This is a genomic window from Streptomyces sp. NPDC101118 (assembly GCF_044759445.1).
In the GTDB taxonomy this organism is placed as follows: domain Bacteria; phylum Actinomycetota; class Actinomycetes; order Streptomycetales; family Streptomycetaceae; genus Streptomyces.
Window position 1 is genome coordinate 438,918 of record NZ_JBIVZG010000003.1, and the last position, 24,171, is coordinate 463,088.

General features: G+C 74.2%; 24 protein-coding genes and 1 tRNA gene. 13 read left to right on the forward strand and 12 right to left on the reverse strand.

Annotated elements, in window-relative coordinates; genetic code table 11:
• Positions 1-25: 25 nt before the first annotated feature.
• Positions 26-433 (reverse strand): DUF3224 domain-containing protein, encoded by a 408-nt coding sequence (locus ACIQUQ_RS07895; RefSeq protein WP_403972480.1) that lies wholly within the window; start codon positions 431-433, stop codon positions 26-28.
• Between the two features lie 97 nt (positions 434-530).
• Between ACIQUQ_RS07895 and ACIQUQ_RS07900 the strand changes: the two genes are divergently transcribed.
• From ACIQUQ_RS07900 to ACIQUQ_RS07910, 3 genes are all read left to right on the forward strand, one after another.
• Positions 531-605: transfer RNA gene (locus ACIQUQ_RS07900), tRNA-Ala, on the forward strand.
• A gap of 46 nt (positions 606-651) precedes the next feature.
• A complete protein-coding gene (locus ACIQUQ_RS07905) occupies positions 652-1,653 on the forward strand; it encodes a phosphotransferase (protein WP_403972903.1) in 1,002 nt (333 codons plus the stop codon).
• 58 nt (positions 1,654-1,711) lie between these two features.
• Complete coding sequence (locus ACIQUQ_RS07910; protein WP_403972482.1) at positions 1,712-2,476, forward strand: class I SAM-dependent methyltransferase; 765 nt, start codon at positions 1,712-1,714, stop codon at positions 2,474-2,476.
• 8 nt (positions 2,477-2,484) lie between these two features.
• Here the strand turns inward: ACIQUQ_RS07910 and ACIQUQ_RS07915 are convergent, their stop codons facing one another.
• Together ACIQUQ_RS07915 and ACIQUQ_RS07920 are read right to left on the reverse strand one after the other, a co-directional pair.
• Positions 2,485-4,473, reverse strand: coding sequence for a calcium-binding protein (locus ACIQUQ_RS07915; RefSeq protein ID WP_403972484.1), 1,989 nt, complete (start codon positions 4,471-4,473; stop codon positions 2,485-2,487).
• 158 nt (positions 4,474-4,631) lie between these two features.
• Positions 4,632-5,366 (reverse strand): glucose 1-dehydrogenase, encoded by a 735-nt coding sequence (locus ACIQUQ_RS07920; protein WP_403972486.1) that lies wholly within the window; start codon positions 5,364-5,366, stop codon positions 4,632-4,634.
• 63 nt (positions 5,367-5,429) lie between these two features.
• Here ACIQUQ_RS07920 and ACIQUQ_RS07925 point away from each other — a divergent pair, with 63 nt between their 5' ends.
• Together ACIQUQ_RS07925 and ACIQUQ_RS07930 are read left to right on the forward strand one after the other, a co-directional pair.
• Positions 5,430-6,170, forward strand: a complete 741-nt coding sequence (locus tag ACIQUQ_RS07925; RefSeq protein WP_403972488.1) for a vWA domain-containing protein — start codon at positions 5,430-5,432, stop codon at positions 6,168-6,170.
• 35 nt (positions 6,171-6,205) lie between these two features.
• Positions 6,206-6,709, forward strand: coding sequence for a pyridoxamine 5'-phosphate oxidase family protein (locus tag ACIQUQ_RS07930; RefSeq protein WP_403972490.1), 504 nt, complete (start codon positions 6,206-6,208; stop codon positions 6,707-6,709).
• Positions 6,710-6,751: 42 nt separating this feature from the next.
• Here the strand turns inward: ACIQUQ_RS07930 and ACIQUQ_RS07935 are convergent, their stop codons facing one another.
• Both ACIQUQ_RS07935 and ACIQUQ_RS07940 read right to left on the reverse strand, forming a co-directional pair.
• The gene (locus ACIQUQ_RS07935) at positions 6,752-7,699 is read right to left on the reverse strand and encodes an acyl-CoA dehydrogenase family protein (protein ID WP_403972492.1); all 948 of its coding nucleotides are present in this window, start codon (positions 7,697-7,699) and stop codon (positions 6,752-6,754) included.
• Complete coding sequence (locus ACIQUQ_RS07940) at positions 7,699-8,844, reverse strand: acyl-CoA dehydrogenase family protein (protein WP_403972494.1); 1,146 nt, start codon at positions 8,842-8,844, stop codon at positions 7,699-7,701. Before ACIQUQ_RS07940 ends, ACIQUQ_RS07935 begins: the two co-directional genes overlap by 1 nt.
• A 100-nt stretch (positions 8,845-8,944) precedes the next feature.
• On the opposite strand from ACIQUQ_RS07940, the gene ACIQUQ_RS07945 reads away from it, so the two are divergent.
• The 5 genes from ACIQUQ_RS07945 to ACIQUQ_RS07965 all read left to right on the forward strand — a co-directional run bounded on the left by ACIQUQ_RS07945 (position 8,945) and on the right by ACIQUQ_RS07965 (position 13,943).
• A complete protein-coding gene (locus ACIQUQ_RS07945) occupies positions 8,945-9,727 on the forward strand; it encodes an SDR family oxidoreductase (protein ID WP_403972496.1) in 783 nt (260 codons plus the stop codon).
• 134 nt (positions 9,728-9,861) lie between these two features.
• The gene (locus ACIQUQ_RS07950) at positions 9,862-10,449 is read left to right on the forward strand and encodes a TetR/AcrR family transcriptional regulator (RefSeq protein WP_403972906.1); all 588 of its coding nucleotides are present in this window, start codon (positions 9,862-9,864) and stop codon (positions 10,447-10,449) included.
• A 34-nt stretch (positions 10,450-10,483) separates the two neighbouring features.
• Positions 10,484-11,641: an acetyl-CoA C-acetyltransferase gene (locus ACIQUQ_RS07955; protein WP_403972498.1), complete on the forward strand. Its 1,158-nt coding sequence runs from the start codon at positions 10,484-10,486 to the stop codon at positions 11,639-11,641.
• Between the two features lie 239 nt (positions 11,642-11,880).
• Positions 11,881-12,084, forward strand: a complete 204-nt coding sequence (locus ACIQUQ_RS07960; protein WP_399939986.1) for a cold-shock protein — start codon at positions 11,881-11,883, stop codon at positions 12,082-12,084.
• 110 nt (positions 12,085-12,194) lie between these two features.
• Positions 12,195-13,943, forward strand: a complete 1,749-nt coding sequence (locus tag ACIQUQ_RS07965) for a DEAD/DEAH box helicase (RefSeq protein WP_403972500.1) — start codon at positions 12,195-12,197, stop codon at positions 13,941-13,943.
• Between the two features lie 79 nt (positions 13,944-14,022).
• On the opposite strand, the gene ACIQUQ_RS07970 is transcribed toward ACIQUQ_RS07965, so the two are convergent.
• The 5 genes from ACIQUQ_RS07970 to ACIQUQ_RS07990 are packed head-to-tail and all read right to left on the reverse strand — an operon-like array spanning position 14,023 to position 18,335.
• Positions 14,023-14,952 (reverse strand): tyrosine-protein phosphatase, encoded by a 930-nt coding sequence (locus tag ACIQUQ_RS07970; protein ID WP_403972502.1) that lies wholly within the window; start codon positions 14,950-14,952, stop codon positions 14,023-14,025.
• Positions 14,949-16,001: an NAD(P)H-dependent flavin oxidoreductase gene (locus ACIQUQ_RS07975; protein ID WP_403972504.1), complete on the reverse strand. Its 1,053-nt coding sequence runs from the start codon at positions 15,999-16,001 to the stop codon at positions 14,949-14,951. Before ACIQUQ_RS07975 ends, ACIQUQ_RS07970 begins: the two co-directional genes overlap by 4 nt.
• On the reverse strand, positions 16,001-16,741 hold the full coding sequence (locus tag ACIQUQ_RS07980) for a CoA-transferase subunit beta (RefSeq protein ID WP_403972507.1): 741 nt from the start codon (positions 16,739-16,741) through the stop codon (positions 16,001-16,003). The genes ACIQUQ_RS07975 and ACIQUQ_RS07980 overlap by 1 nt, the downstream gene beginning before the upstream one ends.
• On the reverse strand, positions 16,738-17,589 hold the full coding sequence (locus ACIQUQ_RS07985; protein ID WP_403972510.1) for a CoA transferase subunit A: 852 nt from the start codon (positions 17,587-17,589) through the stop codon (positions 16,738-16,740). The genes ACIQUQ_RS07980 and ACIQUQ_RS07985 overlap by 4 nt, the downstream gene beginning before the upstream one ends.
• Positions 17,586-18,335, reverse strand: coding sequence for an enoyl-CoA hydratase family protein (locus ACIQUQ_RS07990; protein WP_403972513.1), 750 nt, complete (start codon positions 18,333-18,335; stop codon positions 17,586-17,588). The genes ACIQUQ_RS07985 and ACIQUQ_RS07990 overlap by 4 nt, the downstream gene beginning before the upstream one ends.
• Before the next feature lie 56 nt (positions 18,336-18,391).
• Here ACIQUQ_RS07990 and ACIQUQ_RS07995 point away from each other — a divergent pair, with 56 nt between their 5' ends.
• Both ACIQUQ_RS07995 and ACIQUQ_RS08000 read left to right on the forward strand, forming a co-directional pair.
• Positions 18,392-19,156 (forward strand): SDR family oxidoreductase, encoded by a 765-nt coding sequence (locus tag ACIQUQ_RS07995; protein WP_403972515.1) that lies wholly within the window; start codon positions 18,392-18,394, stop codon positions 19,154-19,156.
• Position 19,157: 1 nt separating this feature from the next.
• Entirely contained in the window at positions 19,158-20,066 is a 909-nt protein-coding gene (locus ACIQUQ_RS08000) for an SDR family oxidoreductase (RefSeq protein ID WP_403972518.1), read from the forward strand.
• 221 nt (positions 20,067-20,287) lie between these two features.
• Here the strand turns inward: ACIQUQ_RS08000 and ACIQUQ_RS08005 are convergent, their stop codons facing one another.
• Both ACIQUQ_RS08005 and ACIQUQ_RS08010 read right to left on the reverse strand, forming a co-directional pair.
• Positions 20,288-21,715: a family 2B encapsulin nanocompartment shell protein gene (locus tag ACIQUQ_RS08005; protein ID WP_403972520.1), complete on the reverse strand. Its 1,428-nt coding sequence runs from the start codon at positions 21,713-21,715 to the stop codon at positions 20,288-20,290.
• Between the two features lie 227 nt (positions 21,716-21,942).
• Entirely contained in the window at positions 21,943-22,839 is an 897-nt protein-coding gene (locus tag ACIQUQ_RS08010; RefSeq protein WP_403972522.1) for a hypothetical protein, read from the reverse strand.
• A gap of 140 nt (positions 22,840-22,979) precedes the next feature.
• Between ACIQUQ_RS08010 and ACIQUQ_RS08015 the strand changes: the two genes are divergently transcribed.
• Positions 22,980-23,777, forward strand: coding sequence for a S1 family peptidase (locus ACIQUQ_RS08015; RefSeq protein ID WP_403972525.1), 798 nt, complete (start codon positions 22,980-22,982; stop codon positions 23,775-23,777).
• Positions 23,778-24,171 lie beyond the last annotated feature (394 nt).

Consider the following 24,171-nt stretch of genomic DNA (forward strand, 5'->3'; position numbering starts at 1 on the left):
CACGGGCGCGGAGGCCGCCGGCGGGTCAGGACAGTTCGTAGTCGAACCACACGCGGTGGGTGCCGTCCTCCTCTACGGTCATGCCGCCGCCCCCGGTGATGCCCGTCAGGGCGGCCGTGCCGCTGCCGGGGACGATGGTGAAGAACTCCGCCTCGCGGCCGCCGCCGCGGGTGCTGGCCGAGTGGGCGAAGTTGAACGTGCCCGCGCGGCCCTGGAGTTCGCCCTCGAAGGACTCCAGGGCGACGTACGTGCCGGTGCCCGACGCTTGGTCGTACGCGGCGGTGAACAGCGTGGCCGACCGCCCCTCGACCTCGCCCTCGAAGTGCTTCTCCATCCTCGACACCCCGACGGACAGGGCGGTTTCGACCGCCGGTTCCGGTGTGGTGTCCGTGGGGACGAAGCTGACGACCTTGAACGTTCCGGAGGCTCTCATGCCGCCAACGTAGCGAGGGGGTCCGACAGCGGCGCGGCCGACCGGTCCGTAAATCCTTTTGGTGTTGCCCTGTCGTTCGCATAGGGTCGTGATCAAGGCGGGGTCGTAGCACAGAGGTAGTGCGCGTACACAGCATGGACGAGGACGCCGGTTCGAATCCGGCCGCCCCGCCCCCTTTTCACCTCATCGCGGAGGACCGTTCGGTGCACCTCGTCGGAATGCCGTACGGCGGCCGGCTGCGGGAGCGGCTCGGCGAGGCCCGCGAGGTCCGGCGGATGGACAGCAGTCCCCGGTCCCGCGTGTGGCGGGCCGAGATCGGCGGCCGCACCGCGATCGTCAAGCAGGCAGCCGGCGGGGCGGACCCCGAGGGCCGGTACCACCGCGAGCTGACCGCCCTGGAGATCGCCGCGCGCCGCGGGGTCGGGCCCGCCGTGCTCGGCACCGACCCGGCCGAACGGGTCATCGTCCTGGAGTTCCTGGAGCACCGCCCGCCCGCGCCGGACTGGATCGTCGGCTACGCGGAGGCCCTGGCCCGCCTGCACGCCAGCGCCCGCGCGTCGGACGCGGGCTCCCTGCCCCGCTGGGAGGGGCCGGGCGAGCAGGACGTGGAGGCCTTCCTGCGGCTGGGCGGGCGGCTCGGCGTACCGGCCGGCCCAGGGGTGCGCGACGAGTTGACGCGGCTGGTGCGGCGGCTGGCCGAGGCGCCGGCCGGGGCGCTGCTGCACGGCGACCCCTGTCCGGGCAACGACCTGCACACCGCGGACGGGGTGCGGTTCGTCGACTTCGAGCAGGCCTGCCTCGGCAGCGGCGCCGTGGAACTGGCGTACCTGCGGATCGGCTTCCCCACCTGCTGGTGCGTGACCGCGCCGGCGCCGGACCTGGTGGCCCGCGCCGAGGCGGCGTACCGGCGGATCACCCCGCTGGACGGCGACCTCACCGACGCGTGCGCCGGCTGGCTGATCCGCGGTGACGCGCTGGTCGAGCGGGCCCGGCGGAACGGCCCCGACCACCTGGCCCGGCTGCGGAACCGGGACTGGACCTGGGGGACCGCGAGTGCCCGGCAGCGGCTGGCCCACCGGCTGGCGGTGGTCGGGGAACAGGCCGAGGGGCGGGCGGACCTGCGGGAGTTCCGTGCCTTCTGCGCGTCCCTGCGCGCCGCCGTCGCCGCCCGCTGGCCGTCGGTCCGGCCGGTGCCGGCGGAACGGCCTGCCGACAGCTGAGGCCGTGGGGCGGGTTGCCCGGTGTGCCGCGCCCCCGTGACCCGGCACACTCGGACGCATGACCCCCGGGATCCCCGCCCGAGAGCGGGCACTCGCCTTCAGCCGGGCCGCCGCCGCGTACGCCGCGCACCGGCCCTCGTACCCGCCGGAGCTGTTCGGGACGGTCGAGGAGGCCGCCGGGCTCCGGCTGCGCGGCGCCCGGGTCGCGGACGTGGGCGCCGGTACGGGCATCCTCACCCGGCAGCTCTACGAGCGCGGCGCCCGCGTCGTCGGCGTGGAGCCCGGCGCCGGGATGGCCGGGCAGTTCCGCCGGGAGCTGCCCGGTGTCCCGGTGCTCCGCGGCGACGGCAACGCGCTGCCCTTCGCCGACGCCTCGCTCGACCTGGTGACGTACGGGCAGTCCTGGCACTGGACCGATCCGGCGCGCGCCGTCCCCTCCGCGCTGCGGGTGCTGCGCCCCGGCGGTGCCCTCGTGCTCTGCTGGAACGACCCGGACCCGGACGTGCCGTGGGTGGCCGAGCAGGGGGCCCGCATCGAGGAGCGGTTCGGCCCCGGCTACTTCATCTCCGACTGCACCCCGCCGCCCGGCCTCGGCTGGACCACCCGCGTCCTGCGCTGGTCGCGCCGGGTGACCGTCGACTTCCACCTGGCGAAGCTGGCCACCCACTCCGCCTTCATCCTGCTCGACGAGGCCGGCGGGGCGGAGTTCCTCGCCGCGGAGCGCGCGCACCTGGCCGGACGGTTCCCCGGCGGGGAGCTGGACGAGCCGTACGTGACCACCGTCGCGGTGGCCGTCCGTCTCCCCGCCGGGGGCGTGCCCTAGGGAGCGCGCTACGGGCAGCCGATGCGGGTGTCGCCCGTGTCGGTGGTGCAGGTGTCGGTGCCAGGGCCGCCGTTGGCCGTGTCGTTGCCGGCGACGCCGTCGGTGGTGGTGAGGCGGTCGTTGCCGTAGTAGCCGGTCAGGACGTCGCCGCCGGTGCCGCCGTTGAGGGTGTCGTCGCCGAAGCCGCCGTCGATGTTGTCGTTGCCGGGGCCGCCGTACGCGGTGTCGTTGCCGTAGCTCGCGCGGATCGTGTCGTTGCCGCTGAGCCCGCAGATCACGTCGGTGTAGTAGCCGCCGTTGAGGGTGTCGTTGCCGCTGGTGCCGATGATGGTGCAGCCGCGGCTGTTGTTCACCGTGGTGGTGGCGGTCGCAGTGTTGTTGGAGGTGCTGGGGTCGCTCTCGGTGGCGCTGACCGTGGCGGTGTCGGTCAGGGTGCCGGTCCGCGAGGGCTCGACGGTGATCGTCACGATGGCGGTGGCACCGGCGGCCAGCGTGCCGACCGGGCAGGTGACGCGGCCGGGGGTGACCGTGCACGTGCCGCGGGTGGAGGTGGCCGAGAGGATGGTGGCCGTCCCGGTCAGGGTGTCGGTCAGCTGGACGTTGGTCGCCGGGGCCGAGGTGCTGTTGTTCCGCACGGTGACGGTGTACGCGGCCGTGTCGCCGATGCTGACGGTGGCGGGCGTACCGGTCTTGGTCACCGACACGTCCACGCCGGGCGGCGTCACGACGCCCCCGCCGCCCAGGTACCGGGCCAGGCCCATGTGGGACGAGTAGCTGTACGCCTCGCCCGCGAGCCCGCCGGCCAGGATCTTGCCGTCGGGCTGCACGAGCACTTCGTGGGCCTGGTCGTCCGGGCCGCCGAAGTCGGTGGTCACCCGGCCGTCGGAGTGGAAGCCGGGGTCGAGGGCGCCGTCCGTGTTGTACCGGGCCAGCGCGAAGTCACCGCCGTACTGGCCGGCCGCGACGATCCGGCCGTCGGACTGGAGCGCCACCTCGTGGGCGGCGCCGTCCGAGGGGCCGAAGGAGGTGGTGACCCGGCCGTCGCCGTCGAAGGCCGGGTCCAGGGCGCCGGTGGAGGTGACCCGTGCGAGCCCGAACGCATTGCCGTCCTTGCCGGCCAGCACGATCTTCCCGTCGGGCTGCAGCGCCACCCCGAGGAGCCCGGAGCCGAAGCCGGTGGTCACGCGCCCGTCGCCGTCGAAGGACGGGTCCAGGTCGCCGGAGGCGGTGTACCGGGCCAGCGTGAAGCCGTTGGTGCTGTAGCCGCCCGCGACGATCCGCCCGTCCGGCTGGAGTACCAGGTCGGTGACCCCCTGGCAGCAGCCGCCCCCGAAGTCGGTGACGAGAATCCCGTCGCCGCTGAACGTCGGGTCCAGGGCGCCGCCGGAGGTCAGCCGTGCCAGCGGCCACACCCCGAGGCTCTCACCGCCCAGGACGATCTTCCCGTCGGGCTGCACCGCCACCGCCATCGCGGTCTCGATCGCGTTGACGTCGACCTCCAGGGTCGCCCTGCCGTCGCCGTCGAACCCGGTGTCCATGCTGCCGTCGGAGTTGAAGCGCGCCACCGCCCAGGCGCCGTTGCCGCCCCAGTCGGTGCTCCCCCCGGCCACGACGATCTTCCCGTCGGGCTGCAGCGCCAGCGCCCTGGCCTCCTCGTTGGCCTGGTCGAAGTCGGTGGAGGCGATGCCGTCGCCGCCGCCGAAGGTGGTGTCCAGGCTGCCGTCGGGGTTGTGGCGCACCACGGTGAAGTCGCCGGACGTCTCGGACGTCCAGGCGTAGCCGACCGAGACGATCTTCCCGTCGGGCTGGACGGCCATGCCGTCGACGCCGGAGTAGCCGCCCACGTCGGTGACGACCTTGCCGTCGCCGTCGAACGCGGGGTCGAGGTCGCCGGGCGCGGCCGCCGCCACGCCGGGCAGGGAGAGTACGAGCGCCAGCGCCGCGGCGCCCACCACGCCGCCGCGGCCGGCCCGGCGCCAGGGGGAATTCAGGGACATCCGAGACCACTCCGTCTGTCGGTTCCTCGGGACCCCCACAGCTTTCTGCGGCCCCCGCCGCCCCCGGCCCCCCGCCGGGCCGCCGTGCGCCCACTGGCCCCCGGGGTTCCACCCCCAGGGGTGACCCCTCGCTCACCCGGACGAACGCGCCACGTGTCCTAGCCCGCAGTCTGGCCGCCGTCCACCGTGAACTCGGCGCCCGTGACGTACGACGAGGCGTCCGAGACCAGGAACAGGACCAGGTCCGCGACCTCGGCCGGGCGGCCCATCCGTCCGAGCGGCACGTGTGACCAGTCCTTCTCCGCCACCGCCGCCACCATCGGGGTGTCGATGGCGCCCGGGTGCACGGAGTTGACGCGGATCCCGTACGGGGCCAGGTCCAGGGCGCCGGAGCGGGTCAGGCCGCGCAGGGCGAACTTGGTCGAGCCGTAGGCCGCGTGGCCGGGGATCCCGGTGAGTCCGGCCGTCGAAGAGATGTTCACGATCGAGCCGCCGCCCGCCTCCCGCAGCGCGGGCAGCACGGCCTGGATGCCCAGGAACGGCCCGATCAGGTTGACCCGCAGCAGCTGCTCGAAGTTCTCCCGGGTTTCGCGCTCGACGTGCGCGGTGCGCCACAGGGCCGCGTTGTTCACCAGGGCGTCGATCCGCCCGAACGCCTCCAGAGCCAGGCCGACGACCTCCGCCCACCCCTCGGCCGAGGTGACGTCGTGGCGCACGAACAGCCCCCGCCCGGCGCCCAGTCCCGCGGTCACCGCCAAGCCCTCGTCCTCCCGCAGGTCGGTGAGCACCACCCGGGCGCCCGCCGCCGCACAGCGGGCGGCCTCGGCGGCGCCCTGGCCGCGGGCCGCGCCGGTGATGACGACCACCTTGCCCTCCAGCGTGTCTGTGTCCACGCACCCTCCACCCCTCGTCGGATATGACGAATAGTCATATCGCGTTGTCCGTAGACTGGGAACATGGCGGACAACGGCGAAGGCAGCGCGATCAGCCTGCGCAAGGTGGCGGAGACCGCACCGGCCCTGGTGCCCCTCTACGAGAGCGCCGGGGTCTCGCTGCGCAAGCACGGGCTCTCCGGGCAGCGCGCGGCGGTCTACCTCGTCCTGGACTACTCCGGCTCGATGCGCCCGTACTACGCCGACGGCAGCGTGCAGGCCCTCGCCGACCGGGTGCTGGGGCTGTCCGCGCACCTCGACGACGACGGCCGGGTGCCCGTGGTGTTCTTCTCCACGGACGTCGACGCGGTCGAGGAGATCGGCCTCGGCGACCACGCGGGACGGGTGGACCGGATCGTCGCCGGGCTCGGCCACATGGGCAAGACCAGCTACCACCTGGCCATGGACGCCGTGATCGACCACTACCTCGACAGCGGTACGACGCAGCCGGCGCTGGTGGTCTTCCAGACGGACGGCGGCCCGATCAACAAGCTCGCCGCCGAGCGGTACCTCTGCAAGGCCGCCAGGATGCCGCTCTTCTGGCAGTTCATCGGCTTCGGCAACACCCGCAGCAGCCAGTTCGACTTCCTGCGCCGGCTCGACGAGCTGCCCGTGCCGGCCAAGCGGTGCGTGGACAACGCCGGGTACTTCCACGCCGGCCCCGACCCGCGGACCGTGCCGGACGGCCAGCTCTACGACCGCCTGGTGGGCGAGTTCCCGGCCTGGCTCGCCGCCGCGCGACGCGCGGGGATCGTCCGCGGCTGACGGCCCCGGTCGGCGCCGCGCGGTTACATGGGGCCATGACGAACAACTGGGCAGTGTTCGAGAAGGAAGAACCCGTGTTCGCGGCGGCCGTGCGGGCCCGCTACGCGCAGTACCCGCACCACGTGCTCGCCACCCTGCGCGCGGACGGCTCCCCGCGGGTGGCCGGGCTGAACGTCGAGATCCGCGGCGGTGAGCTGTGGCTGGGCATGATGCCGGGCTCCCGCAAGGCCCTGGACCTGCAGCGCGACCCCCGGTTCGCGCTGCACAGCAACCCGGGCCCGGACGACACGATGCCGGACGGCGACGTACGCATCTCCGGCCGCGCCGTCGAGATCACCGACCCGCCCGAGCTGCACCGGTACGCGGAGGAGACGGGCGAGCCGCACCCGTTCCACCTGTTCCGGGCGGACCTCACGGAGGTGGTGCACATCGCGGTGGACGCCGACGCCGACGAACTGGTGATCACCACCTGGCACCCGGGCACCGGCCGCCACGTCCTCCGCCGCGGCAACGACGACGAACCGCCCCGGGAAGCCTGACCCGCAAGGGCGCCGGGCACCCCTCCCGCCCGGCGCCCCGCCCTACGCCAGCACCCGCGCCCGGCACTCCCCGGGCCCGCCCCACGCGTCGCGCAGCGGGCGCGCCTTGCGCAGCCAGAGCGAGAGGTCGAGCTCGTCGGTGTACCCCACGGCGCCGTGCAGCTGGAGGGCGGTGCGGGCGGCCCGGTACGCCGCCTCGCCGGCCGCCAGCTTCGCGCCCGCGACATCCCGCGGGGACAGCGTCACGGCCGCCCCGAACACCAGCGGCCGGGCGAACTCCAGGGCCAGCAGCGTGTCGGCCAGCCGGTGCTTGACCGCCTGGAAGCCGCCCACCGGTGCCCCGAACTGGCTGCGCTGCTTCACGTACTCCACCGTGCGGGCCAGCAGTGCCTCACCCACGCCCAGCGCCTGCGCAGCGGTCAGCAGCGCGGGCCAGAGCCACACCGGCCCCTCGGCGGCACCCAGCTCCTCGCCCCCCGCCGAGGGCTCCGCCAGCCTCCGCACCGGATCAGCCGACACCCGCACCGGCCCGTGCCCCGGCGCCGCCCGCAGCCCCCCGCCGTCCCCGGCCACCAGCACCAGGTCCGCCGCCTCCGCGTCCAGGGCGTACGGCGAACCGGGCCCGGCCAGTGTCACCACGCACTCGCCCGCCGCCACCCCCGGCAGCCACCGCTTCGCCGCACCCCCGCCGGCACCGCCCAGCAGCACCCCGGCCGCCGCCGTCTCCACCACCGGACCCGGCACCCCGTACCGCCCCAGCTCCACGAAGGCCACGGCCAGCTCCACCGGCAGCGGTCCCAGGCCCTCGTACGCCTCCGGCACGGCCAGCGCGAACACGCCCAACTCCGCGAGCCGGGCCCACAGCGCCCGCCCCGGTCCCCGCTCCCCGGACGCCCAGGCGCGGGCCGCGGCCGGCACGTCCGCACCCGCCAGCATCGTGCCCAGCGAACGCGCGAAGTCGGACTGCTCCTCGGTCGGCAGGAAACGCATCAGCGGCGGCCCTTCGGGAGGCCGAGCAGCCGCTCGGCGATGATGTCGCGCTGGATCTCGTTCGTGCCCGCGTACACCGGTCCCGCGAGCGAGAACACGTACCCCTCGGCCCACTCGGTGTCGGCCAGCTCCCCGTCCGCGCCCAGCAGGTCCAGTGCCGTCTCGTGCAGGGCGATGTCGTACTCGGACCAGAAGACCTTGTTCAGGCTCGACTCCGCGCCGATGGCCGAACCGGCCGCGAACCGCGAGGCGTTGGCCCAGGTGAACAGCTGGTAGGCGCGGGCCCCCACCACGGCGTCCGCCACCCGGTCCCGCAGCGCCGTGTCGGCGGGATCCGCCGAGGCCCGCCACCGATCCGCCAGCCGGTCCGCCGCGGCGAGGAACCGGCCCGGCGAACGCAGCGTCAGCCCGCGCTCGTTGCCCGTGGCCGACATCGCGATCCGCCAGCCCTGCCCCGGCTCGCCGATCACGTCCTCGTCCGGCACGAACACCCCGTCCAGGAACAGCTCCGCGAAGGCCGGCTTGCCGTCCAGCCGCCCGATCGGCCGCACCGTGACCCCCGGGTTCGACAGGCCGAACATCAGATAGGTCAGGCCCTGGTGGGGCCGGGGCGCGTCCGGGTCGGTGCGGAAGATGCCGAAGGCGCGGTCCGCGAAGGCCGCCCGCGAGGACCAGGTCTTCTGCCCGTACAGCAGCCAGCCGCCCTCGGTGCGCACCGCCCGGGACCGCAGCGCCGCCAGGTCCGAGCCGGCCTCCGGCTCGGACCACGCCTGTGCCCAGACCACCTCGCCGGTGGCCATGGGCGGCAGGATGCGGGCCCGCTGCTCGGGGGTGCCGTGGTCGAAGAGGGTGGGGGCCAGGAGGTTGATGCCGTTCTGCGAGACCCGGCCGGGCGCCCCCGCCGCGTAGTACTCCTCCTCGAAGAGCAGCCAGTGGACGATGTCCACGCCCCGCCCGCCGAACTCCTCCGGCCAGGACACCACCGACCAGCGGCCGGCGGCCAGCTCCGCCTCCCACTCCCGGTGCGCGGCGAAGCCCTCCGCCGTCTCCAGCGAGGGCAGCGGCCGGTCCGGGACGTGGCCGGCCAGCCAGGCGCGGGCCTCGGCCCGGAAGGCCTCCTCCCCGGCCGTGTGCGCGAGGTCCATCAGCGGCTCCCCTTCCCCTGCCGTGACCGCGGCGCCGACCGCCGCACGGACGCCCCTCAGGCGCTTCCCTAACAAGCGTTTGGCAGGTTAACGTACCGCCATGAGCAGCGTCGAGTACGTACGGGGCCACGGCCTCCTCGACGGCCGGACCGCCGTCATCACCGCCGCCGCCGGAGCCGGCATCGGCGGGGCCACCGCGCGCCGCTTCCTGGAGGAGGGCGCCGCCGTCGTCGTCAGCGACGCGCACGCACGCCGCCTCAAGGAGTCCGCGGCCGCCCTCGCCGACGAGTTCGGGCCGGACCGGGTCGCCGCCCTGCCCTGCGACGTCACCGACGAGACCCAGGTGCAGGCCCTGTTCTCGTACGCCGGGGAGCGCCACGGCGGCCTCGACCTCGTCGTGAACAACGCCGGACTCGGCGGCACCGCCGACCTGGTCGACATGACCGACGAACAGTGGTCCCGCGTCCTCGACGTCACCCTGAACGGCACCTTCCGCTGCACCCGCGCCGCCCTGCGCGCCTTCCGGGCCGCCGGCCGCGGCGGAGTGGTCGTCAACAACGCCTCCGTGGTGGGCTGGCGCGCGCAGACCGGCCAGGCCCACTACGCCGCCGCCAAGGCCGGCGTGATGGCCCTGACCCGCTGCGCCGCCCTGGAGGCCGCGGAGTTCGGCGTACGCGTCAACGCCGTGGCCCCCAGCCTGGCCATGCACCCGCACCTGGTGAAGGTGACCACCCCGGAGCTGCTGGCGGAACTCACCGCCCGCGAGGCCTTCGGCCGGTACGCCGAACCCTGGGAGGTCGCCAACGTGATCGTCTTCCTGGCCAGCGGCTACTCGTCGTACATGACCGGCGAGACCGTCTCCGTCAGCAGCCAGCGGGCCTAGGCCGTGGCTCTCGGACCAGGCGGGGCCCGCGGCGACACGACCCGGGCCGTGGTCGCGGACCGGGCCGGGCCGGCGGCGTCCGGCCCGGTGACCACCGGGGCCAGAATGGTGGCGTGCCCACGAAGAAGTCCCAGATGACGCCCTCGCCCGAGCGCCGGGCCGAACTCCTCGCCATCGCCGCCGAGGTGTTCGCCGCGCAGGGCTACAACGCCACCACCGTGCGGAAGATCGCGGACGAGGCCGGCATGCTCGCCGGCAGCCTCTACTACCACTTCGATTCCAAGGAATCGATGCTGGACGAGATCCTCTCCGCCTTCCTGACCGAGCTCTGGGAGGGCTACGACGCCGTGCTCGCCGCCGGCCTCGGCCCCCGCGAGACCATCGAGGCCCTCGTCACCGAGTCCTTCCGCGAGATCGACCGGCACCGCGCCGCCGTCGCGATCTACCAGAAGGAATCCCGTCACCTCGCCGTCCAGCCCCGCTTCGGCTACCTCACGGAGTCGCAGGTCAAGTTCGAGAAGGCCTGGCTCGGGACGCTGGAGCGCGGGGTGGCCGCCCGGGTCTTCCGCGCCGACCTCGACATCCGGCTCACCTACCGGTTCGTCCGCGACACCGTCTGGGTCGCCGCCTCCTGGTACCGGCCCGGCGGACAGCACAGCCCCGAGGAGATCGCCCGCCAGTACCTGTCGATGGTGCTGGACGGGATCGCCGTACGCACGTAAGCCGTCCCGCGCACACCGAGAAGGAGCCCCCGCCATGCCCGAGGCCTACATCGTCGAAGCGGTCCGCACCCCCGTCGGCCGCCGCAGGGGAGGGCTGGCCGGCGTGCACCCGGCCGATCTCGGCGCGCACGTGCTCAAGGCCCTGGTGGAGCGCTCCGGAGTGGACCCGGCCGCCGTCGAGGACGTGGTCTTCGGCTGCCTGGACACCGTGGGACCGCAGGCCGGGGACATCGCACGGACCGCCTGGCTGGCCGCCGGGCTCCCCGAGGAGGTGCCGGGCGTGACCATCGACCGGCAGTGCGGCTCCTCGCAGCAGGCGGTGCACTTCGCCGCGCAGGGCGTGCTGTCCGGCACCCAGGACCTGGTCGTCGCCGGCGGCACCCAGAACATGTCGATGATCCCCATCGCGTTCGCCTCCCGGCAGGCGGCCGACCCGCTCGGGCTCACCGAGGGCCCGTACCTGGGCAGCGCGGGCTGGCGGGCCCGGTACGGCGACGCGCCCGTCAACCAGTTCCACGGCGCCCAGCTGATCGCGGAGAAGTGGGGCATCTCCCGCCGCGACATGGAGGAGTTCGCCCTCCGCTCGCACCAGCGGGCGGTGCGCGCGATCGACGAGGGCCGCTTCGCGCGCGAGGTGGTCCCGTACGGCGACGTGACCACGGACGAGGGCCCCCGCCGCGACACCAGCCTGGAGAAGATGGCCGGGCTCCGGCCGGTGCTGGAGGGCGGCACCATCACGGCGGCCTGCTCCTCTCAGGTCTCCGACGGCGCGGCGGCGATGCTCATCGCCTCCGAGCGGGCCGTCGCCGAGCACGGCCTCACGCCCCGGGCCCGGATCCACCACCTCTCGGTGCGCGGCGAGGACCCGATCCGGATGCTGTCCGCGCCCATACCCGCCACCGCTTACGCGCTGAAGAAGACCGGCATGTCCATCGGCGACATGGACCTGGTGGAGATCAACGAGGCCTTCGCGCCGGTGGTGCTGGCCTGGCTGAAGGAGACCGGCGCCGACCCGGAGAAGGTCAACGTCAACGGCGGCGCGATCGCGCTGGGCCACCCACTGGGCGCCACCGGCGTGAAGCTGATGACCACCCTGCTGCACGAACTGGAGCGCACCGGCGGCCGCTACGGCCTGCAGACCATGTGCGAGGGCGGCGGCCAGGCCAACGTCACCATCGTCGAACGCCTCTGACCGGGCTCCGGCGGCCGCCGCCGGAGCGCGCGGCGGCCGGCGGCCGCCCCGCCGGGTCTCCCGAGGGGCGGTCGCCCGGGCTCGGGGCGGCAACACCCGGCCGGCGTGTGTTACCGTAGAGGTGTTGCAGTTGTGGTACCCATGAACTTTATGTGCGCCTGACGGGAAATGATCCGCAGGCGCTTTATTGTTTTTCCGGCAACTCCGGATGGGTCCCCGTCACCTATCAGGAGAGCATTATGGCTTCCGGCACCGTGAAGTGGTTCAACTCGGAAAAGGGCTTCGGCTTCATCGAGCAGGACGGCGGCGGCCCCGACGTCTTCGCCCACTACTCGAACATCGCCACCCAGGGCTTCCGTGAGCTCCAGGAGGGCCAGCGCGTGAACTTCGACGTCACGCAGGGCCAGAAGGGCCCGCAGGCGGAGAACATCGTCCCCGCCTGATCTCAGTGACGCGCCCACCGCGCGTTCTTTGAGCGAGAGCCGGGGCCCGCACCGCCAGGTGCGGGCCCCGGCTTGTGCTGTAATTCCAGGCTCAGGAGGCCTTCCCCCGCATGACCAGCTCCAGCTCCGAACGTTCCGCCCGCCGTCCCGCCCGCCGGCGCCCCGCGTCGTCGTCGAAGAACGGCCCGGCCGCGCCGAAGAAGCCGGACGCGAAGAAGGGTCAGGACAAGGGCCGCCGGCCCGCCGCCCGCCCGCAGGAATTCACCATGCCCGAGACGCTGACCCCGGCCCTGCCGCCGGTCGCGTCCTTCGCTGACCTGGACATGCCGGCCGCGCTCCTGAAGACGCTGGCCGCGCAGGGCGTCACCGAGCCGTTCCCCATTCAGGGCGCCACCCTGCCGAACTCCCTCGCGGGCCGCGACCTGCTCGGCCGGGGCCGCACCGGCTCCGGCAAGACCCTGGCCTTCGGACTGGCCCTGCTGGCCCGTACGGCCGGCCGCCGCGCCGCCGCCAGGGCGCCGCTCGCGCTGGTCCTCGTACCGACCCGCGAGCTCGCGCAGCAGGTCACCGACGCCCTCTCCCCGTACGCCACCTCGCTGAGCCTGCGGATCGCCACCGTCGTCGGCGGCATGTCGATCAACCGGCAGGCGAGCGCCCTCGCGCGTGGCGCCGAGGTGCTCGTCGCCACCCCGGGCCGCCTGAAGGACCTCATCGACCGGGGCGACTGCACCCTCGCGCAGGTGTCGATCACCGTGCTGGACGAGGCCGACCAGATGACCGACATGGGCTTCCTGCCCCAGGTCACCGCCCTGCTCAAGCAGGTCGAGGAGGGCGGCCAGCGGATGCTGTTCTCCGCGACCCTCGACAAGAACGTCGACAAGCTGGTCCGGCAGTTCCTGGTGGACCCGGTCACGCACTCCGTCGACCCCTCCGCGGGCGCTGTCGTGACCATGGAGCACCACGTGCTCCACGTCCTGGACGAGACCGACAAGAAGGCCGTCACCACCCGCATCGCGGCCCGCGACGGCCGCGTGATCATGTTCCTGGACACCAAGCGCTCCGTGGACCGGCTGGTCAAGCGGCTCCTCGCGAGCGGTGTGCGGGCCTCCGGCCTGCACGGCGGCCGCTCCCAGCCGCAGCGCAACCGCACCCTGGAGTGGTTCAAGAACGGGCAGATCACCGCGCTCGTCGCCACCAACGTGGCCGCCCGCGGCATCCACATCGACGACCTCGACCTGGTCGTGAACGTCGACCCGCCGACCGACCACAAGGACTACCTGCACCGCGGCGGCCGCACCGCCCGCGCCGGCGAGTCCGGCAGCGTGGTCACGCTCGTCCTGCCGGACCAGAAGCGGGACGTGTCCCGCCTGATGTCCGACGCCGGCATCTCCCCGAAGACGGCGCAGATCAAGTCGTCCGACGCGGCGCTGACCGAGCTGACCGGCGCCCGCGAGCCCTCCGGCGTCCCGGTCACCATCGAGGTCCCGGCCCCGCAGGCCCCGGCCGCCCCGAAGAAGCCCCGCCGCTCGCGCGGCTCCGCCGGGTCCGCCGCCCAGGGCACCGCGGCCACGGGCGGCTCCCGCCCCCGCCGCGCCCGGAACGGCTCCGCCGCGGCGGGCGAGGCCAAGGCCTCCGCCTCCGCCGCCGGCACCCGTACCCGCCGCGGCGGCTCGGGCGGCGGCGGTGGCCAGACCCCGGCCCGCCAGGGCGGCGGCGCCACCCGCGCCACCGCTTCCGGTGGCGGCCGGACGGCGGGCGCCTCCGGTGCCGGCCGCACCGCGAGCGCCTCCGGCGGCGCTGCCGCCGCCTCCGCCCGCAGCCGGATCGGCACCCAGGGCCGGCGCCGCAGCGGCGCCTGACCCGCCCGCCGCACGAAGCGGCGGATGCCGGTGCCGGGGCGGTCGCCCCGGCACCGGCATCCCGCACCCCTGCCCGCGGTCAGCGGACCATCTTGTTCTGGAGCTTCGCCAGCGTGCGCAGGTCCAGCCCCAGCCCCCTCGTGAGGTAGCCGTAGAAGTCGCCGTAGTCGGCGGCCAGCTGCGCCGTCGCCGCGTCGAGGTAGTCCTGCCGCACCTCCTGCAGCGGGATCAGCAGGTCCGGGTTCTGCATCCGGCCCGACAGCTTCAGGCCCTCCCGCACCTTGGCGTCGTACGCGCCGCGGAAGGTGTTCGACGCCAGGTAGTCCCGCGCGGCCGAGGACTCCGGCACCCCCAGCGCCCGCAGCAGCACGTAGCTCATCCAGCCCGTCCGGTCCTTCCCGGACGTGCAGTGGTACAGCAGCGGCCCCTGCGCGCCGTCGGCGATCTCCCGCAGCGTCGTCGCGAACTGCGCCCGGTTCTCGGGGTTCGTGACGAACGTGCGGTAGATGTCGCGCATGTACGCCTCGGCCCGCCCGCCGCCGAGGATCTGCTCCTGCTTCACGGGGTCGCCACTGCCGATCGCACCGATCAGCGTCCCGAACAGGCCGAGGTCGCTCACCGGGCGCGAGGTCACCGCGAGCCCGGGCGGCAGCCGGTCGGTGCCGTCGTACTGGACCTCCATCGGGATGCGGAAGTCCACGGCCCTGGTCAGGCCCAGACCGGCGACGGTGGTCGTGTCCGCCGGGGTCAGTCTGCTCAGGGCGTCGGCCCGGTACACCAGTCCCTGGCGCACCCGGCCGCCGGTGTACGTCCAGTAACCGCCCAGGTCGCGGACGTTCACCGCGCCCTGGAGGGGTACCTGCCGGATCGGTTCGTCGGCCCACGCCCGGGGGCGCGGGTGGGCGGCCGGCCCCGGCGCGGCGGCCGCCGTTACGGGGAGTGGCCCGATGGCGAGCGCGGAGAGCAGCACTCCGGTCGTCACCAGGCGGATTCTTCGAGCACGGCTCATGTGTCACTCCTTGGCAGCTGGTCCATCACCTGCTGTGCCTCGGCCATGACCCGGCTGACGAGTTCCGCGCACGAAGGCAGATCCTCGATCACGCCCGCGACCTGGCCTGATGCCATGACTCCGAGGTCCGTACGGCCCTCGACCATGGACGCCTTGAGGAGCATCGGGGTGTTCGCGGCGAGCAGGACCTGGCTCCAGGACAGGTCCCTGCCGTGTTTCATCGCCAGCCCGTCGCGCACCATCCGCGACCAGGTCAGCCCGGAGATCCGCCGGAACCCGGCCGCGTGCCGGACCGCCCGGGCCAGCCGCCGGGCGCGGCCCGCCCGCTCCAGCGACTCGACCAGCTCGGTACGGAGCATCCGGTGCGGCAGCCCGTCGACCGCGGTGGTGACGGTCACGTCCTTCACGGCCGCCGCCAGGTAGCGGGCCTTGACCGCGTCCGGCACGGTCGAGTCCGAGGTCAGCAGGAACCGGGTGCCCATCGCGATGCCCGCCGCCCCGTACGCCAGGGCCGCCACCAGCCCCCGCCCGTCGTGGAAGCCGCCCGCCGCGACCACCGGGATGTCCACCGCGTCCACGACCTGCGGCAGGAGCACGGTCGTGGCCACCTCCCCGGTGTGCCCGCCGCCCTCGCCGCCCTGCACGATCACCGCGTCGGCGCCCCAGGCCGCGACCTTCTCGGCGTGCCGGCGCGCCCCGACGGACGGCACGACCACGACGCCCGCGTCCTTCAGCCGCAGGATCAGCTCACGGGACGGCGCGAGTGCGAAGGAGGCGACCTTCACGCCCTCGGCGATGATCAGCTCGGCCCGCTCGGCGGCGTCCCCGGCGTCCGCCCGCAGGTTGACCCCGAAGGGCTCCTCCGTACGGGACTTGACCTCCCGCACCGCCGACCGCAGCTGGTCCGGCGTCATCGTCGCGGAGGCCAGGATGCCCAGGGCCCCGGCGTTCGCCGCTGCCGACACCAGCCGGGGGCCGGCCACCCAGCCCATCCCGGTCTGCACGACCGGGTGCCGCACCCCGACGAGCTTGGTCAGTGCCGTCTCCATCAGGCGGGCACCTCCCGTTCGCGGGCGCCGCGCGGGTCCAGCTCCTCGCGGATCAGCCGGAGTTCGGCCGTCGTGGGCTCCCGCGTGTACGGCACGTCCTCCGGCACCGCGAGGGCGAACCCGGTCGCCGCCTCGACCTCGGCGACCTCCACCCCGGGGTGCAGGGCGGCCAGCCGCATGGACCGGTCCGGGGTCGCGAAGTCGAACACGCCGAGGTTGGTCACCACCCGCGGGATGCGGTGGAAGCGGGACGCCGAGGGGCCCGCCGCGGCGGCCCGGTCGTGGCCGACGCCCGAGACCATGTCGACGCGCTCGACGAACACCCGCGGCGAGTGCTTCGGGATCCAGTAGCTGACCGGGTTGTTCAGCGTGTTCACCGGTGCCCCGCGGACGCCGAGCAGCTGTCGTGCGGGCCGGGCCCAGTCGCCGATGCAGGAGATGTTCTGGTTTCCGTACCGGTCGATCTGCGAGGCGCCCATCATCACGTGCCGCCGGCCGCCGGTGACCATGGTGAGGTGGCGCCGGTACGGCAGCCAGCCCTCGACCGTCCCGTCGTCGCGGACCAGCATCGCCTCGCCGTCGGTCAGCAGCAGGTCGGGGGAGAAGGTGCGGCGGGCCAGCTTCGCCCCGATCGAGGGGATCAGGCCCATCGGGCTGGCCAGCACCTCGCCGTTGTCGCGCCAGGCCTCAGCACAGGCGATCACGCAGTACTCGGCCCTGGTCACGGTCGTCGCCGTCATCGCTGCTCCTCGCGCCAGGCCGCCACGGCCCGCTGGTAGTCGTCCTCGCCCGCGCCGGACAGGAAGCGCCCGGCGAACTCCGGCCAGGGCGTGGTCGCGTACAGCTTCTGGAAGGCCTCGTCGCGCCCGTAGTCGGGGGCGCAGGAGGTGAAGTGGGCGCCGTTCGGGGTCTCCACGACGCCGGTGACGCTGTGCCGGCCGACCAGCAGCGACTGCGGCGGCGCCTCCTTGGTGAGCTCGGCCGTCTCCACCAGCTGCTCGCAGGAGACGTACGCGTCGTCGGCGGCTTCGCAGAACAGGTCGTCGAAGTAGGGGTCGGGGCCCAGGTACTGGCCGTTGCCCAGGCGGTCGGCCCGGTTGAGGTGCACCAGCGCCGCGTCCATCCGCAGCGCGGGCACGGCGACGAACTCCTCGCCGTCCTCGTACGGGGAGACCACCGTCCGCAGGCCCGGGTTGACCTCCATCACCCCCGAGCCGAGGCCGGCCCGGACCGGCAGGAAGGGCAGCCGGTTGGCGGCCGCGTGCAGCCCCCACATGAACATCGCCTCGTCCAGCTCCGTCAGCTCGAAGGCGCCGGACTCGCGCGCCGCCCGGAAGTGCGGCTCCAGGGGGATCGAGTCGAGGGTCGCGAAGGGCGCGACCAGCCGGCGGATCCGGCCGGCCGCCGCCAGCAGGCCCACGTCGGGGCCGCCGTACGAGATCACCGTGAGGTCGGTGACGGAGGTCCGCAGCAGGGCCCTGACCAGGGCCATCGGCTTGCGCCGCGAGCCCCAGCCGCCGATCCCGAGCGTCATCCCGCTGCACAGCCGCCCGGCGACCTCGTCCGGGGTCATGGTCTTGTCGCTCACGAGCTCTCCTTGCCGCCGAAGGTGTTCCGGACCCGGTCGGCCACCCCGCTGAGGTTGGCCTCGAAGGTGAAGCCCTGCTCGAAGCGGTAGCTGCGCCGCACGTCCACCGGGTCGATCCCGTTGATGGCCGCCTTCGCCAGGCGGATCAGGGATCCGTCCTTGCGGGCGATCTCCCCGGCCAGCTCCAGCGCGGCCGCCCGCAGCTCCGCCCGCGGCACCACCCGCCAGACCGAGCCGTGGGCGTGCAGCTCGGCCGCGGTGGCCGTGCGGGAGGTGTAGTACAGCGCGCGCATCAGGTGCTGGGGGACCAGCCGGGCCAGGTGGGTGGCGGCGCCGAGCGCGCCGCGGTCCAGCTCCGGCAGGCCGAACGTGGCGTCCTCGCTCGCCACGATGGCGTCGGCGTTGCCGGCCAGGCCGATGCCGCCCCCGAGGCAGAAGCCGGCCACCTCGGCCACGACCGGGACCTCGCACTCGTAGACCGCCGCGAAGGCCTCGTAGCAGCCCCGGTTGGCGCCGATCAGGGCCTGGTGCCCGGTGTCGCGCTGCATCTCCTTGATGTCGACCCCGGCGTTGAAGCCCCGGCCCTCGGCGGCCAGGACCACGCAGCGGACCTCGGGGTCGCGCCCGGCGGCCCGTACCGCGTCGGCCAGGTCGTACCAGCCGCTGACGGGGAGCGCGTTAACGGGCGGGAAGTCGACGGTGACGACGGCGATGCCCTTGTCCGGGCTGGAGGTGGAGACACCCATGAGCGGATCAGCTACCTTTCCACCAAACATTTGTTAGGCGTGGAAGGTAGCAGCCTATGGAGCTCGACGGGAGGGTCACCGTCGTCACCGGCGGAACCCGGGGCGTCGGCGCGGGCATCGCCCGCGCCTTCCTCGACGCGGGCGCGAAGGTCGTCGTGTGCGCCCGCAGACCGCCCGACCGGCCGGTCGCAACCGACGCCGGGAAGGCCGAGTACGTTCCCCTGGACCTGCGCGACCCGGCCGCCGCCGACGCGTTCTTCGCCGAGACCGTACGCCGCCACGGCCGCCTGGACTGCCTGGTCAACAACGCGGGCGGCACCCCCCACCGGCCACTGGCCGAGGGCGGCGCGGCGCGGCACGCCCGGGTGCTGGAACTCAACCTGACGGCCCCGCTCACCGCCTCCCTCGCGGCGTACGAGCACCTGCGCGCGGCCCGCGGCTCCGTCGTGATGATCGGCAGCGTCAGCGGCACCCGCCCCTCGCCGGGCACGGCGGCCTACGGCGCGGCCAAGGCCGGCCTGGAGAACCTGGCCCGCTCGATGGCCGTGGAATGGGCCCCCGAGGTGCGGGTGAACTCCCTGGTCCTGGGCATGGTGCGGACCGAACTGGCCCACCTGCACTACGGCGACGAGCAGGGCGTCGCCGCCGTCGGTGCGACCGTGCCGCTCGGCCGGCTCGCCGACCCGTACGAGGTGGGCGAGGCGGCGGTCTTCCTGGCCTCGGACCGGGCGGCCTACGTCAGCGGGGCGAGCCTGCTGGTGCACGGGGGCGGCGAGCGCCCCGCTTTCCTGGATGCGGCAACCGTCAACAAGGAGCGGTGACATGGGGATCTGTGAAGGCCGGGTCGTGATCGTGACGGGCGCGGGGCGTGGCCTGGGCCGCGCGCACGCGCTCGCGTTCGCCGCCGAGGGCGCCCGCGTGGTGGTCAACGACCTCGGGGTGGGCCTGGACGGACGGCCGGACCCCGAGAGTCCCGCCGCCCGGGTGGTGGAAGAGATCGAGGCCGCGGGCGGCCGGGCCGTCGCGCACGGCGGCGACATCGCCACGGATGCCGGGGCGGCCTCCCTGGTCGCGGCGGCGCTGGAGTCCTTCGGGCGGCTGGACACGCTGGTGAACAACGCGGGCTTCCTGCGCGACCGGATGCTGGTCAACCTCGGCGAGGACGACTGGGACGCGGTGATGCGGGTCCACCTCAAGGGCCACTTCCTGCCGCTCCGGCACGCCGCCGCGCACTGGCGGGCCGAGGCCAGGGCGGGCCGCGAGCCGGCCGCCCGGGTGGTCAACACCAGCTCGGGGGCGGGCCTGCTCGGCTCCGTCGGCCAGGGCAACTACAGCGCGGCCAAGTCCGGGATCATCGGCCTCACGCTGGTGTCGGCCGCCGAGATGGGCCGGTACGGCGTCCAGGTCAACGCCATCGCCCCGGCCGCCAGGACCCGGATGACCGAGCAGACCTTCGCCGCGACCATGGCGGCGCCGGGGGAGGGGGAGTTCGACGCGATGGCGCCGGAGAACGTCTCGCCGCTGGTGGTCTGGCTGGGCTCGGCCGCCTCCGCGGGGGTGACCGGCCGGGTCTTCGAGGCCGAGGCGGGCCGGATCACCGTGATGGAGGGCTGGCGGCCGGGCCCCACCGCGGACAAGGGCGCCCGCTGGACCCCGGCCGAGGCGGGGGAGGCGGCGGCGAAGCTGCTGGCCGCGGCGGAGCCGCCGCAGCCGGTGTACGGGGCGCGCTGACCGGCGTACCGCCCGGCCCGGGCGCCTGTCCGCGTCCCGGGCCCCGGACGGCCCGGGACGCGAACCGGGCCCGGCCCCCTGGCGGGGAGGTCGGGCCCGGCTCTTGGCTCACGCGACACCTTCTCCTTACCCAGCCGCCGCCCGTCCTGAACCCCGAGGGGCGGACGGATCGTCAGAACGGGCGGCCGCGGGGGAGGGTGGCAGCCGCGGGGCGGCCCGGCTCAGGCGCGCGGACGGACCTCGACGTTCTCCAGCACGCCGACCGCGTCGGGCACGAGGATGGCGGCGGAGTAGTAGGCGGTGACCAGGTAGGAGATGATCGCCCGCTCGTCGATGCCCATGAAGCGGACGTTCAGGCTGGGCTCGACCTCGTCCGGCAGGCCGGTCTGGTAGAGGCCGATCACGCCCTCGTTGTCCTCGCCGGTGCGCACGGCGATGATCGAGGACGCGTGCTGGTCGGAGATCGGGATCTTCCCGCAGGGGAGGATGGGGATGCCGCGCCAGGCCGGGATGTGGTGGCCGTCCACGTCGACGTTCCCGAGGTTCAGGCCGCGCTTGTTGCACTCCTTGCCGAAGGCCGCGATCGCCTTGGGGTGGGCGAACAGGTACTGCGTGCCGCGCCGCATGCTGATCAGGTCGTCGAGGTCGTCCGGGGTGGGCGGGCCCGAGTGGGTCTGGATGCGCTGGTCGAAGTCGGCGTTGTTGAGCAGCCCGAACTCCGGGTTGTTCACCAGCTCGTACTCCTGGAGCTCGCGGAGCTCCTGGATGGTCAGGCGCAGCTGCTGCTGGGTCTGGTTCATCGGCTGGTTGTAGAGGTCGGCGACCCGGCTGTGCACCTTGAGGACCGTCTGGGCCACGCTCAGCTCGTACTCGCGGGGCGTGAGCTCGTAGTCCGCGAAGGCGCCCGGCAGCGTCGCCTCGCCGACGTGGCCGGCGCTCAGCTCGATGGCCTTCTCGCCGGCCTTGTTGGTCTTGTAGCCGTTCGAGCCGCTGGTGTTCCGCTGCTCCGTGACGTGTGCGCGCAGGCCCTCGTACTGGTCGGCGACCGCCTGGTACGCGGCCTGGGGGAGCGCGAGCAGGGTCACGGCGGTGGCGGCGCGGGCGGTGTAGTCCCAGACGACGCCGTCGGAGTCGGCCAGGGTGTGGCCGCCGAAGGTGTCGCCGTCGCCGAAGCGGCCGAGCACGGCCTCCTCGCCGTACGGGCCGCGGCCGACCTTCTCGATCTTGCCGTGCGCGACGAGGTAGACGTGGTCGGCGGGGGCGCCGGCCTGGACGATGAGCTGGCCCGGCTCGAACTCCCGCTGGACGAACTTCTCGGCCAGCGCGCCGAGCGCGGTGGGGTCGTCGAAGCCGCGCAGCAGCGGGAGTTCGGCGAGTTCGGCCGGGATCACCTGGACCTGGGAGCCGCTCTTGACGAAGGTGACGCGGCCGTCGCCGACGACGTACGACAGGCGGCGGTTGACGCGGTAGACGCCGCCCGGGGTGTGCACCCAGGGCAGCTTCCGCAGCAGCCAGCGCGAGCTGATGCCCTGCATCTGGGGTTCGGACTTGGTCGTGGTCGCCAGGTTCCGGGCGGCCGCGGTGCTGAGGCTGAGCTGGATCTGGTGGGCGGTCACCGAGGGGGTCGCCGCCCCCGCGTCTACAGACATTCCGACTACTCCTTGAGGTGGATCTCTCACTCTCCGTATCCAGGAGTAGCGCATTCGGCCGCAGGCCCGACACCGCTCCGCGCGGCTTCCGGCAGCACGCCGCAGGTGGCACGCGCCCTCACGCGCCTCATGCGCCCCGGAAGGATCAACGTCCGTGGAGCGCCGTCACCAGATCGGGGGAACCCGTTTCGCGCGCCGGCCGAACTCCCGTACGGCACCGGGCGGATTCACGTGTCGCAGTCGAGCGGACTGCGGCACAGCCCGCAGCGGACCCGCACGGGGCCGCGTACCGGGACGCGCACCCGCTGGTGGCAGACCGGGCAGGGGAAGGTCACCCGGGGTGCGCCCGCGGGGCCCTCGAAGCGGTACGGGAGCCCGGCCGGGGCGTGGGGTGACCCCGGGCGGGCGAGCGCGTGGCGGCGCTCGCGCGCGTACCGGCGCCGCTCGCTCCAGGGCGCGGCGGCGAGGGGGGCCCGGCGGGCGTCCTGCCGGGCGAGTTCGCGGCCGCGCAGGTACGCGGGCCAGGCCTGCGGGCTGGTGAAGGCGGGGGAGGGGTCCTCGCCCAGCAGGTCGGCCCGTTTCGCCAGCACGTACCCGAACTCCTCGGGCGTGAGGTAGCCGAGCTTCTGGTGGGTGAGGGCGTCCTCGCGGTAGGCGTCGAGCAGCAGCCAGCCGGCGCCGAGGTAGGCCGTGGCGGTGTCGGTGAGGATCTCGTTCGCGCGGGTGCCGGGGAAGCCCAGGTCCAGGCGGTGCAGGAAGACGTGGGCGATCTCGTGGGCGAGGGCGGCGGCGACGTCCCGGCGGTGCTCGCGGAAGCGGTCGTTGAGCTCGACGAAGTACTCCGGGCCCGCGGCCAGTTCGACGCTCGCGGCCTCCTCCATCCGCCGGAAGGACACGACCACGCGGGCGTCGGGCAGCCTGAAGTGCCGGACCAGGGCGGAGGCCACCCGCTGCGCGCCGAGGTGGAGGTCGTCCCCGCGGGGGAACGCCGCGTCGGCGGGGGCGAAGGCGGGCGCGTACGAGCGGATCCCGTCCGCGGACAGGCGCCGGTGCAGGGCGGTGACCGCCGCGCGCACGGTCTCCAGGTGGGGGAAGCCGTGCTCGATCGCGCTGGTCCGGTTCACCCGGTCCGCCTCCGTCCGTGATTGGCCGAAAACCCCTTCTTGCCGCCTCCTCGCGCAGGGATGTGACATGGACGCGTCATGTCCGGCCGGTCCGCGCGGACTGGCCACGCACGGCCCCACCCCCCACGAAAGGCAGTGTGTTGAACTCCATACGGAACCGGAAGAGCTCCCTCGCCCGCCGGCTCGTCAGGCGCACCCTCGCCGCGGCCGCCGTCGCACTCGCCGCCTTCAGCCTCCAGCCCGCCACCGCCACGGCCGCGCCCCAGCCCGTCGTCGGCGGCGTCCGCGCCGCCCAGGGCGAATTCCCCTGGATGGTCCGCCTCTCCATGGGCTGCGGCGGCGCCCTCTACACCCAGCAGATCGTCCTCACCGCCGCCCACTGCGTCAGCGGCTCCGGCAACAACACCTCCATCACCGCCACCGCCGGCGTCGTCGACCTGCGCAGCTCCAGCGCCATCAAGGTCCGCTCCACCAAGGTCCTCCAGGCCCCCGGCTACAACGGAAACGGCAAGGACTGGGCCCTGATCAAACTCGCCCAGCCCATCAACCTGCCCACCCTCAAGATCGCCGAGACCACCCAGTACAACACCGGCACCTTCACCGTGGCCGGCTGGGGAGCGGCCCGCGAAGGCGGCTCCCAGCAGCGCTACCTCCTCAAGGCCGACGTCCCCTTCGTGTCCGACACCGACTGCGCCGCCGCGTACGGCTCCTCCCTGATCAAGGGCGAGGAGATCTGCGCCGGCTTCCCGCAGGGCGGCGTCGACACCTGCCAGGGCGACTCCGGCGGCCCCATGTTCCGCCGCGACGCCGCCGGCGCCTGGATCCAGGTCGGCATCACCAGCTGGGGCGAGGGCTGCGCCCGCGCCGGCTACCCAGGCGTCTACACCGAGGTCTCCACCTTCGCCGCGGCCATCAAGAGCGCGGCCGCGGGCCTCTGACCCCGCCGGACCCGCGGATCCCGGGGAGCCCACGGACCCCGTGACTCCCCGGCACCCCCCGGATCCCGCAGTACGCGGGGACCCCGCGGTCCCCGCCCCGGGCGGCCGGGCTCCCGTCCCCGGCCCGGCCGCCCGCCACCCCCGGACCCGCCGGCACCCACGCACCGGACCCCCCGCGGGGCACCCACCCCCGTCCTTCCGGCCGGCCGAGAACCGGCCGGAAGGACGAGGCACCCCGCCCCGCCCCCACCTACCCTCGAACCCGGCACCGCGGAGCCGGCACCGCCCCGTCCCGGCCCCGTACGCCCCTCCCCACGGCCCCCGCTGCGGTTGCGGGCCGTCCGGCCCCCCGGTCCCATGGGAAGGACTGGCTGACGACGGGCGACACAGGGGC